Source organism: Nonomuraea sp. NPDC049784, assembly GCF_040659615.1.
Taxonomy (GTDB): Bacteria; Actinomycetota; Actinomycetes; order Streptosporangiales; family Streptosporangiaceae; genus Nonomuraea.
Map to the genome: position 1 here is coordinate 1 of NZ_JBFAMX010000354.1, position 10388 is coordinate 10388.

Annotated in this window: 14 protein-coding genes; 10 read left to right on the forward strand and 4 right to left on the reverse strand. The window is 70.5% G+C overall.

Annotated elements, in window-relative coordinates:
- The 3 genes from AB0J09_RS42485 to AB0J09_RS42495 form a co-directional block, all read right to left on the reverse strand.
- Window positions 1-526: LLM class flavin-dependent oxidoreductase (locus AB0J09_RS42485; RefSeq protein ID WP_360704222.1), on the reverse strand; the 526-nt coding region annotated here is incomplete at its 3' end.
- A complete protein-coding gene (locus AB0J09_RS42490; protein WP_360704225.1) occupies window positions 523-903 on the reverse strand; it encodes a SchA/CurD-like domain-containing protein in 381 nt (126 codons plus the stop codon). The genes AB0J09_RS42490 and AB0J09_RS42485, both read right to left, overlap by 4 nt.
- Window positions 903-1640, reverse strand: coding sequence for an SDR family NAD(P)-dependent oxidoreductase (locus AB0J09_RS42495; protein ID WP_360704228.1), 738 nt, complete (start codon window positions 1638-1640; stop codon window positions 903-905). Before AB0J09_RS42495 ends, AB0J09_RS42490 begins: the two co-directional genes overlap by 1 nt.
- A 160-nt stretch (window positions 1641-1800) precedes the next feature.
- Between AB0J09_RS42495 and fabG the strand changes: the two genes are divergently transcribed.
- Entirely contained in the window at window positions 1801-2547 is a 747-nt protein-coding gene (fabG, locus tag AB0J09_RS42500) for a 3-oxoacyl-ACP reductase FabG (RefSeq protein ID WP_360704231.1), read from the forward strand.
- A 7-nt stretch (window positions 2548-2554) separates the two neighbouring features.
- On the opposite strand, the gene AB0J09_RS42505 is transcribed toward fabG, so the two are convergent.
- The gene (locus tag AB0J09_RS42505; protein WP_360704234.1) at window positions 2555-3430 is read right to left on the reverse strand and encodes an NAD(P)-dependent oxidoreductase; all 876 of its coding nucleotides are present in this window, start codon (window positions 3428-3430) and stop codon (window positions 2555-2557) included.
- Window positions 3431-3580: 150 nt separating this feature from the next.
- Here AB0J09_RS42505 and AB0J09_RS42510 point away from each other — a divergent pair, with 150 nt between their 5' ends.
- The 9 genes from AB0J09_RS42510 to AB0J09_RS42550 form a co-directional block, all read left to right on the forward strand.
- Complete coding sequence (locus AB0J09_RS42510) at window positions 3581-3907, forward strand: TcmI family type II polyketide cyclase (protein ID WP_360704236.1); 327 nt, start codon at window positions 3581-3583, stop codon at window positions 3905-3907.
- On the forward strand, window positions 3900-4352 hold the full coding sequence (locus AB0J09_RS42515) for a cupin domain-containing protein (RefSeq protein ID WP_360704239.1): 453 nt from the start codon (window positions 3900-3902) through the stop codon (window positions 4350-4352). The genes AB0J09_RS42510 and AB0J09_RS42515 overlap by 8 nt, the downstream gene beginning before the upstream one ends.
- A complete protein-coding gene (locus AB0J09_RS42520) occupies window positions 4352-5608 on the forward strand; it encodes a beta-ketoacyl-[acyl-carrier-protein] synthase family protein (protein WP_360704242.1) in 1257 nt (418 codons plus the stop codon). The genes AB0J09_RS42515 and AB0J09_RS42520 overlap by 1 nt, the downstream gene beginning before the upstream one ends.
- Entirely contained in the window at window positions 5605-6843 is a 1239-nt protein-coding gene (locus AB0J09_RS42525) for a ketosynthase chain-length factor (RefSeq protein ID WP_360704245.1), read from the forward strand. Before AB0J09_RS42520 ends, AB0J09_RS42525 begins: the two co-directional genes overlap by 4 nt.
- Window positions 6840-7106, forward strand: a complete 267-nt coding sequence (locus AB0J09_RS42530) for an acyl carrier protein (protein ID WP_360704248.1) — start codon at window positions 6840-6842, stop codon at window positions 7104-7106. The genes AB0J09_RS42525 and AB0J09_RS42530 overlap by 4 nt, the downstream gene beginning before the upstream one ends.
- Window positions 7107-7122: 16 nt before the next feature.
- Window positions 7123-7590, forward strand: a complete 468-nt coding sequence (locus AB0J09_RS42535) for an SRPBCC family protein (RefSeq protein ID WP_360704251.1) — start codon at window positions 7123-7125, stop codon at window positions 7588-7590.
- On the forward strand, window positions 7587-8051 hold the full coding sequence (locus tag AB0J09_RS42540) for a DUF1772 domain-containing protein (protein ID WP_360704254.1): 465 nt from the start codon (window positions 7587-7589) through the stop codon (window positions 8049-8051). The genes AB0J09_RS42535 and AB0J09_RS42540 overlap by 4 nt, the downstream gene beginning before the upstream one ends.
- A 22-nt stretch (window positions 8052-8073) precedes the next feature.
- Window positions 8074-8805, forward strand: a complete 732-nt coding sequence (locus tag AB0J09_RS42545) for an SDR family NAD(P)-dependent oxidoreductase (RefSeq protein ID WP_360704257.1) — start codon at window positions 8074-8076, stop codon at window positions 8803-8805.
- Window positions 8805-10388: FAD-dependent monooxygenase (locus AB0J09_RS42550; RefSeq protein WP_360704259.1), on the forward strand; the 1584-nt coding region annotated here is incomplete at its 3' end. The genes AB0J09_RS42545 and AB0J09_RS42550, both read left to right, overlap by 1 nt.

The window sequence follows — 10388 nt, forward strand, 5'->3', positions numbered from 1 at the left end:
CGGCGATCCAGCCATCGCCGAAGGCCGCGGCGCGCCGCATCGCCGTGGGCGAGTGGCCGCCCACGAACAGCGGCGGCCCGCCCTTCTCGGCGCGCGGCCCGGGGACCGGCCCGTCGCTCTCCCCGCTCCAGAACCCGCGCAGCTCGGCGAGCAGATCGTCGAGCCGCCGGCCGCGTTCCGCATAAGAGGTACGGCACGCCTCGTAGTCGTCCTGCCGCCCACCGGCGGCAACGCCTACCGTGAGCCGTCCTCCGGAGAGCCGGTCCAGGCTGGCCAGCTGCTTGGCGAGCAGCGCCCGATCGCCTCTGTAGGCGGCGATCAGGATGGTCGTGGCCAGCCGGATCCGGCTCGTCGCGCCGGCCGCTCCCGCCAGGGCGATCAAGGGCTCGTAGCCGTCGTACATCAGCCGGTCGAGCGCCCCGAGCGACGAGAAGCCGAGCTCCTCGGCCCTCCGGGCCCAGGCGAGAAGATCACTGCCGGCGATCCCCGACACCATCGTCGGCAGCCCGATGCCCAGCTCCATCATCGGCCCGCAGGATGGGTGTCCACGGAGAGCTGAACGATGCAGCGCATGAGCGCGTTGCGGAAGTACGCCTGGAACGCCTCCGGCGTCGAGGTGTCGCGCTGGTCGACGAGGTAGGGCGCCAGCTTCTCTTCGATCACGTGCACGCCTTTCTGCCCGGCCATGTGGGCGGCGACTGCCCGGAAGTCGCCCTCGTAGTGGATCACTCGGACCAGCACGCCGTCCTTGAGAAATACGGCCGTGCCGAGCAGCCGACCGGCCTCGTCGCCGGTCGCGCCGCGCAGGATGGGGCTGTCCACCCGCTGGAAGTCGGCGAAGATCTCCGCGACCTCGTCGTCGAATCCGGGCCGGACGTTGTAGGTAATGGCGGCATAGGGCATCAGACGCCTCCGTCCACGTTCAGAGTGACCCCGGTGATGTACCGGGACACGTCGCTGGCCAAAAAGAGCACGGCCGCCGCCACCTCTTCGGGTGAGCCGAGACGGCCGAGCGCCGTCACCGCCTTGATGAGGTCGGCGACCGGGGGCGGCGGTCCGTCACCGGGCCCCTTCACGATCACACCGGGCGCCACGGTGTTGACCCGCACGCCCCTGCTGCCGAGCTCCCTGGCGAGGGACCGGGTGAGCCCGTTGAGCGCTGTCTTGGATGCGCAGTAGTGGGCGCTCTCCGGCCGCCCGCGCATGCCGGCCGACGCCCCGATGTAGATGACGGAGCCGTGGTCGGCGAGCAGCCCGAGCGTGGCCTGGGTCACCAGGAAACTGCTGGTGAGGTTCGCCGAGATGACGCGGTCCCACTCCTGCTCGGTGAGCTCCGCGAAACGGGCGCGGCCGTCGACGCCGACATTGTTCACGACGACGTCGAGTCCGCCGAGCGCCTCCTGACAGACGGTCGCGAGCGTGGCCGCGCCGTCGGGTTCGGTCACGTCGGCCTGCACCACGCGGTGGCCGTCACCCAGCTCCTTCAGTTCACGGGCCAGACCGTCGGCCGCCTCTCCCGGGGTGCGGTTACAGGCGACCACACGGGCCCCGGCCCGGGCGAACGCCAGTACGGCCGCCCGGCCGATCCCCTGCGTGCCGCCGGTCACCAGGACCCGCTTGCCGGCCAGTTCAAGATCCACGATCAACCTCCGCTCAGGCACGTCTTGGCCGATGCTGGTCCGTCGCGCTCGCGACGGGCTGGAACAGGGCTCGACCGGCCGGGCGAGCGCAGGCCGCAGGGCCTGTGGTTCTCGAGCCGCCCTCGAGCAGTCCCTCCGGGGCCGATGCGACTCTGAGGTAATGAGCCACACAGACAGGCAGGTCGCGCTCGTCAGCGGCGGCTCGCGCGGCATCGGCCGGGCGATCGTGCTGCGACTGGCACGGGACGGATTCGATGTCAGCTTCTGCTACCACAGCGCCGAGGAGAGCGCGGCGGCAGTGGCCAAGGAGGCCAGGGAGTTCGGCGGCCAGGTGCTCCCGGTCCGGGCGGATGTCGCCAGCGGCCCGGCGATGCGTGACTGGGTCGACCGCGTGGAAGCCGAGCTCGGCCCGATCGACACGGTCGTGACGTCGGCCGGCATCACCAGGGACGGGCCACTCATGCTCGTGGAGGAGGCCGACTGGGAGGCGGTGCTGCGGACCAACGTCGGCGGCGTCCACCACCTGTGCCGCGCCGCGGTGTTCGGCATGATGAAGCGCCGGTCGGGCTGCGTGATCACCATGTCCTCCGTGGCCGGTGTGTACGGCAACGCGACGCAGACCACGTACTCGGCGTCGAAGGCGGCCATCATCGGTTTCACCCGGGCGCTGGCCAAGGAGATCGGCGGGCACGGCGTGCGGGCCAACGTGGTCGCGCCGGGCCTCATCACCACGGACATGACCGACCAGCTCAGCGAGCGTGCCGCCAAGAAGCTGCTGGAGAGGATCTCGCTGCGCCGGTTCGGCCACCCCGAAGAGGTGGCCGATCTCGTCGCCTTCCTGGCATCCGACCGGGCCTCGTACATCACCGGCAGCGTCTTCGAGGTCCACGGCGGAATCGCGATCTGAACCCGGCTCAGCGGACGGGGGTGCGCAACTCGGCGATGGCGGCGGCGTCCTTGTCGCCGTCACCGGCGCGGATCGCCGCGCCGAACCGCTCGGCCACCCCCGCCGTGACGGGCAGCTCGAGGTCGTGTGCGGCGGCACCGGCCACCGCCAGGCGAAGATCCTTCTCCATCAGCGTGCTGCGGAACGCCGGCGGCTCGTAGCGGCGGGTCCGCATCAGCTCAGCACGGAACGCGAGCGCCGGCGAACTGAACCCGCTCTTGGCGATGGTCGTGAAGAAGAGATCGCGGTCGACGCCGGCGCTGACGGCGAGCTGCGCCGCCTCGGCCAGCGCGGCGATCTGGTTGCCGAGGAGCAGGTTGAAGGAGAGCTTCAGCCCGCAGGCCGAGCCGGCCGGGCCGACGTGCACCATGTCCTGGGCGAGCGCCTCCAGCACCTCGCGGGCACTGTCCACATCCTCGGGCCGCCCGGCCGTGAAGACCCGCAGCTGGCCCGCTCTGGCCATCGGCGGGTTCCCGATCACGCACGCCTCGATGCGGCGGGCGCCGGTCCTGGCCAGCCGCTCGGACGCATCCGCTGAGTAGGCGGGCGAAACGGTCGAGGTGTCCACCACGAGCGCCCCCGGACGCAACCGCCCGGACAGCTCGCCGAAGAGGACCTGCTCGACGGCCGCCTCGTCGCTGAGGCTGAGCAGGACGATCGAGGCGTCGCGGCCGGCGTCGCCGGCCGAGGCGGCGACGCGTGCTCCCGCCTCCGCCAGCGGCACGGTCTTGGCCGCCGTGCGGTTGTGGACCACCAGCGGGAATCCGGCCTCGCGCAGGCACAGCGCCATGCCGGCACCCATGCCGCCCAGACCGATGAAGGCCAGCTCGTTCTCACCGCTCACAGCAGTCACCCTTTCGACGGTTCTGAAATCCCGCCGCCACTGTGCGGTTCCCGGCTCGAAGTGGACTCGCGCCGCCCGCTTCGAGCGGGATTCGACCGAGACCAGAACCATCGGATCAACCATGGGGCATCAAAACGAGAGGAGCTCCGGGTGCATCGGACATTGATCGTCGCCCGCATGGAACCGGCCGAGGCTGACAACGTGGCACAGATCTTCAGGGACTCTGACGCCACCGACCTGCCCCGGATGATCGGAGTGTCGCGACGCACGCTTTTCCGCTTCCACGACCTCTACTTCCACCTGGTGGAGGCGGACGACGACATCACGCCAGATCTCTACAAGGCACGCAGCCACCCGCTCTATGACGACATCAACAAGCGGCTGGCGCAGCACATCCGGCCCTACGACCCGAACTGGCGCGAGCCGAAGGATGCCATGGCCAACCCCTTCTACGTCTGGGAGTCGAACGGTGAGTGACGCAGCGGAGAAGCTCGCCGTGGTGGCCAAGGTGCGCGCGGACGACGTGGCCCCCAACCGGCGCCGCGGAGGTGACATCCGGGTGGTGCTCAGCCCGAAGACGGTCGCCTCCACCTCCGGGTTCATGGGCACGCTGACGCTCGCGCCCGGCGAGTACGTGGCCGAGCACTATCACCCGCACTCCGAGGAGTTTCTCTTCGTGGTGCGCGGCCGGCTCACCGCCAGGATCGACGGCACGCAGCTGATCGAGGTGGAGGCCGGCGAAGGGCTGATGGTCCCCAAGGGTCTGCCGCACCGGGTCTGGAACGACGGCGAGGAAGAGGTGTACGCGATCTTCCACCTGAGCCCGCTGGCGCCGCGGCCCGAGCTCGGTCACGTCGACACCGAGCCGTTGCCGAGCTCCGGAGCGGCGGAGGCCCTACCTGATGTTGGAGGGCCGAACTGATGCGCACTGACAGGCGCGTCGTCATCACCGGGATCGGCGTGGTGGCCCCGGGCGGCATCGGAACAAAGGCGTTCTGGGATCTGCTGTCCGCGGGCCGCACCGCCACCCGCGCCATCTCGTTGTTCGACCCGTCCGGCTTCCGCTCGCGCGTCGCGGCCGAATGCGACTTCGACCCGGCCGCGGAGGGGCTGAGCCCGGCGGAGATCCGCCGGATGGACCGGGCCGCGCAGTTCGGCGTCGTCTGCGCCAGGGAAGCCCTGGCGGACAGCGGCATCGAAGGGGTGCCGCCGGAGCGCGTCGGGGTCAGCATCGGCAGCGCCGTGGGCTGCACCATGGGCCTCGAAGAGGAATACGTCGTGCTGAGCGACGGCGGCCGGCGCTGGCTGGTGGATCCCTCTTATGTGGTGCGGCACCTGTACGGATACATGGCGCCGAGCACCATCGCGTGCGAGGTCGCCTGGGCGGCGGGCGCCGAGGGGCCGGTCTCCTTGATCTCCACGGGCTGTACGGCGGGGCTGGACGCGGTCGGCAACGGCTGCCAGCAGATCTGGTCCGGCCGTGCCGACGTGGTGATCGCCGGCGCGACCGACGCACCCATCTCGCCCATCACCGCGGCCTGCTTCGACGCGATCAAGGCGACCTCTCCCAACAACGACGATCCGGCTCACGCCTCCCGTCCGTTCGACGCGCATCGGGATGGGTTCGTCCTGGGCGAGGGGGCTGCCGTCTTCGTCCTGGAGGAGCGGGAGGCGGCCCTGGCGCGCGGCGCGCACATCTATGCCGAGATAGCGGGATTCGCCAGCCGCAGCAACGCCTACCACATGACGGGGCTCAAACCAGACGGCCGTGAGATGGCCGAGGCGATCCGCAACGCCCTGGCCATGGGGCGGCTGGACGCCTCGGACATCGATTACATCAACGCGCACGGCTCGGGGACCAAGCAGAACGACAGGCACGAGACCGCGGCCTTCAAGCGCGCACTCGGCCACCGTGCTTACGAGGTTCCGGTCAGCTCCATCAAGTCCATGGTCGGTCACTCCCTCGGCGCGATCGGATCCATCGAGGTGGCCGCCTGCGCGCTGGCCATCGAGCACCAGGTGGTGCCGCCGACGGCGAACCTGCACACGCGTGACCCCGAGTGCGATCTCGATTACGTGCCGCTCACCGCGCGGGAGCACGCCATAGACGGAGTGCTCAGCGTTGGCAGCGGGTTCGGCGGCTTCCAGACCGCCATGGCCATCGTGAGGGCGGCATGAGCGAGGTAAGCAGCAGGCACGCTGTCGTCACGGGGCTCGGCATCGCGGCGCCGAACGGGATCGGCGTCGAGGAATACTGGGCGGCCACGCTGGCGGGGAAGAGCGGCATCGCGGAGATCAGCCGCTTCGACGCCTCCGGCTACCCGGTCCGGCTGGCCGGGCAGGTGAGCGGCTTCACCGCCGGCGAGCACGTCCCGAGCCGCCTCATCCCGCAGACGGACCACGGCACCCACCTCGGGCTGGCGGCCGCGGCCTGGGCGCTGGAGGACGCGGCCGCCGATCCCACGGCCATGCCCGAGTACGACATGGCCGTGGTGACCGCCAGCTCCTCCGGCGGGACCGAGTTCGGCCAGCGGGAGATCGAGCGGCTGTGGTCCAAGGGTCCCTCCTGGGTCGGCGCCTACCAGTCGATCGCCTGGTTCTACGCGGCCACGACCGGCCAGATCTCCATCCGCCACGGGATGCGCGGCCCCTGCGGGGTCATCTGCGCCGAGCAGGCGGGCGGTCTGGACGCGGCCGGCCAGGCGCGTCAGCTGGTCAGGAACGGCACCCGGCTGGTGGTCACCGGCGGGACCGACGCCTCTCTGTGTCCCTACGGCCTGGCCGCGCAGTACAGCAACGGACGGCTCAGCGAGTCGAGCGATCCCAGCAGCGCGTACCTGCCCTTCGGCGTGGGCGCGTCCGGCTACGTGCCGGGTGAGGGCGGCGCGATGCTGATCGTCGAGAACGCCGAGGACGCACGGGCCCGGGGCGCACGCGTCTACGGGGAGATCGCCGGTTACGCCTCGACCTTCGACCCGCGTCCGGGCTCGGGCCGGGAGCCCGGCCTGCGCCGGGCGATGGAGCTGGCACTCGCCGACGCCGGGCTGACCGCCGGCGACGTCGATGTGGTCTTCGCGGACGCGGCCGGCGTACCGGAGCTCGACCTGCAGGAGGCCGCCGCGATCCGCGCGGTCTTCGGCCCGGGCACCCCACCGGTCACCGCCCCCAAGACCATGACCGGGCGGCTCTACGCGGGCGGCGCGGCCCTCGACCTCGCGAGCGCCCTGCTGGCCATTCGCGACGGCGTCATCCCGCCCACGACCGGGGTGACCGAGCTGGTCCCCGGCTGCGACATCGACCTGGTCCGCGGCGCGCCGCGGGAGGCGGAGCTCGGCACCGCCATGGTCGTCGCCCGCGGTCACGGCGGATTCAACGCGGCAGTCATTGTCACGAGTGAACGGAGCACCAGATGACCCAGACCGCCCCCACCCCCTTCACCATCGAAGACCTCAAGGCCACGATGATCGAGTGCGCCGGCGCCGCCGAGAACGTGAACCTCGGCGACGACATCTCCGAGGTCCCGTTCGTCGACCTCGGCTACGACTCGCTCGCGGTGCTGGAGGTGACGGCGAAGCTCCAGAACCACCTCGGCGTCGTGATTCCCGACGATGTGGTGGAGCAGCTGCCCACGCCCCGCGCCCTGGCCGACTACGTCAACGTCCGTCTCGCGAGCTGAACGGAGGAAACCTGCCATGGCCGGACACACGGACAACGCCATCGTCATCCAGGCCCCCATGGACCTGGTCTGGGAGATGACCAACGACGTCGCCTCGTGGCCGCAGCTCTTCAGCGAGTACGCCGCCGCGGAGATCCTGGAGCGCGACGGCGACTCGATCACCTTCCGCCTCACCATGCACCCCGACGAGGACGGCACGGTGTGGAGCTGGATCTCGCAGCGCACCCCCGACCCCGTGAAGCGCGAGGTGCGCGCGCACAGGATCGAGACCGGCCCGTTCGAGTACATGAACATCTTCTGGGAGTACCGCGAGGTCCCGGAGGGTGTGCGAATGCGCTGGGTGCAGGACTTCCACATGAAGCCGCAGGCCCCGGCCGACGACGACGGAATGACCGCGTACCTGAACCACAACACCGCGATCCAGATGGACCGGATCAAGGGGTTGGTCGAGAAGGCCGCGGCGGTCCCGCAGGGCGCGGGATGACCGGGGCGCTCCTCGCGTTGGCGCTGTTCGCGAACGGGGTCGCGACCGGCGTCATGCTCGGCAACGCGATAGGGCTGGCGGCCTTCGCCCTCCGCCTGCCGTACGCGGGGTATGTAGACCTGATCAAGTTCATGTGGCCGCGTTATGACCCGTTCCTGCCCATCATGAACGTCCTGGCGTTCGGGCTGGACGTCGCCCTCGCGGTGATGAGCGGCAAGCGGGCGGACGCGGCAGGCATGTTCTGGCTCGCCGCCGCGTCGCTCGCCGTGCTCATGACGATTTCCCTGGTGAAGAACGTCCCGATCAACAAGTACGTGACCGCGCTGGACCCGGCGAGTCAACCGAACGACTGGCCGGAACGCGATCCGCGGGCCCGTTGGAAGACCTGGAACACCGCACGAGTGGTGCTCTCCCTGGCCGCCCTGATCGCCAACCTGGTGGCGGCGGCGATCCTCCTCTAGATGTCACAGGAGCCATGGAACGATGGAGCTCAACCTGACCGCAAAGAAGATCCTCGTGACCGGCGGTTCGCGGGGCATAGGGCGGGGCGTCGTGCTCGGCCTCGCCCGCGCGGGTGCCGACGTGGTGACGTGCTACCGCACGGAGGGCGAGGCCGTCACGAGCCTGGCCCGCGAACTCAAGGAGACCGGTGGCGACCACCACCTGGTCAGGGCGGACGTGAGCAACCCGGCTGACGTCGACGACCTCGTCGAGCGTTGCCGTACCTCGTTCGGATCCCTTGACGTGGTCGTGCACAACGCAGGGGTCATCAGCCACGTGCCGTTCGCCGAGCTCCCGCTCGAGGAGTGGCAGCGCGTCGTGACCAACAATCTGGGCGGGCCGTACCTGGTCACGCAGCGCGCGCTGCCGCTGCTCGGCGAGGGTGCTTCCGTCATCTTCGTGGGCTCCAGGGTCGCCACGGTCGGCATCCCGCTGCGCGCCCACTACACGGCCACCAAGGCCGGCCTGGTCGGGCTCACCCGTTCCCTCGCCAAGGAGCTGGGCCCGCGCGGCGTGCGCGTGAACGTGGTGGCACCGGGGCCGATCCAGACCGAGGAGCCGACGCCGCCCGCCGTGCTCGAGCGCTATCAGAAGATGATCCCCCTCGGCAGGCTCGGGGACGTCGCGGATATCGCCGGAGTCGTCGCCTTCCTGTCCAGTGACCTGTCGCGGTTCGTGAACGGCGAGACGATCAATGTCGATGGAGGAATCTGATGTACGACGAGAACGTGCCGGTGCTGATCGTGGGCGCCGGCCCGGTCGGCCTGTCCACGGCGGTCTTCCTGGGCCGTCACGGCATCAGGACGCTGGTCGTCGAGAAGCGCGGCGAGACCTCCATGCTCCCTCGTGCGCCCGGCCTGCAGGCCCGCACCATGGAGATCTTCCGGGCGGCGGGACTGGGCAAGGAGATCCGGGCGCTGGAGATCGGTGATTCGCACCCGTTCTTCGAGGGCGGGATCCTGCGGGTCAACACCTTCTCCGAGATCGACGACGCCGTGGTGCTCGAAGCCCCGTCGCTGGACGGTGAGACCGTCAGCCCTGAGCGGGTCATGGGATGTGGCCAGGACCGCTACGAGGTGGTGCTGGCGGGCAAGGCCCGCGAGTACGGCAGCGAGGTGCGCTTCTCCACCAAGCTGCGCTCGATCGAGCAGGACGACGACGGCGTGACCGCCCAGGTGGAGGACGTGGCGACCGGAGTGGTCACGACGGTCCGGGCGCAGTACCTCGTGGGAGCGGACGGCGCGAGCAGCTCGGTGCGCAACGCTCTCGGCGTCTCCCGGTCCGGCCGCGGCACCGTGTTCAACGCGCTCAGCATCTACTTCCGTGCGCCCGAGCTGGAGGAGATCCTGGCCGACCGGCCGTTCATCCTGTGTTACGCCACCGCCGGCGGGACGATGACCGGGCTGTCCCGGCTGCACGGGCGCGATCCCTGGCTGGCCGCTCCCATCTACCACCCGGACAAGGGCGAGTCCCCGGCCGACTTCACCGATGAGCGCTGCGTGGAGATCGTTCGCACCGCGTCGGGCAAGTCGGACATGCAGGTCGAGATCATGGCGAAGGTGCCGTGGGAGGGCGCGCAGCTGGTGGCGGAGCGCTTCCGGGTCGGGCGGGTGTTCCTGGCCGGGGACGCCGCCCACGTGCACCCGCCCGCCGGGGGCTTCGGCGCCAACACGGGCATCCATGACGCGCACAACCTGGCCTGGAAGCTGGCGGCCACGCTGCACGGCTGGGCGGGCCAGGAGCTGCTCGACACGTACCACGACGAGCGCCACGCGGTGGGCACCGCCATGGCCGAGCAGGCCCTGGTCAGAAACCGCATCAGGCACGGGTACGCCACGGACGAGGTCCGGGACCAGATGGTCGACGACATCATCATCACGCTCGGCTACCGCTACCGCTCCCAGGCGGTGGTGACCGAGCAGCCGAGGCCCACGCTGACCGCGCCGCTGGAACTGGTCGGCGAGCCGGGCACCCGGGCGCCGCACATCTGGCTGGAGCGTGACGGAGAGCGCCTGTCCACCATCGACCTGTTCTGGGACTCCTACGTGCTCCTCACCAGTGCGGAGGGGGGCGCGTGGCAGGAGGCGGCGGCCAAGATCGCCGAGCGCACCGACGTGCCGCTGCGGGTCGTGCGGCTGGGCGCGGGCGGGGACTACGTCCCGCTGGACGACGACTGGGCCGCCACCCTCGGCATCCCCTCTGACGGCGCCATCCTGGTCAGGCCGGACGCGTTCGTGGCCTGGCGGGGCGGCGGCGAGTCCGACGCCGAGCAGGTGCTGGCCGAGGTCCTCGGCCGG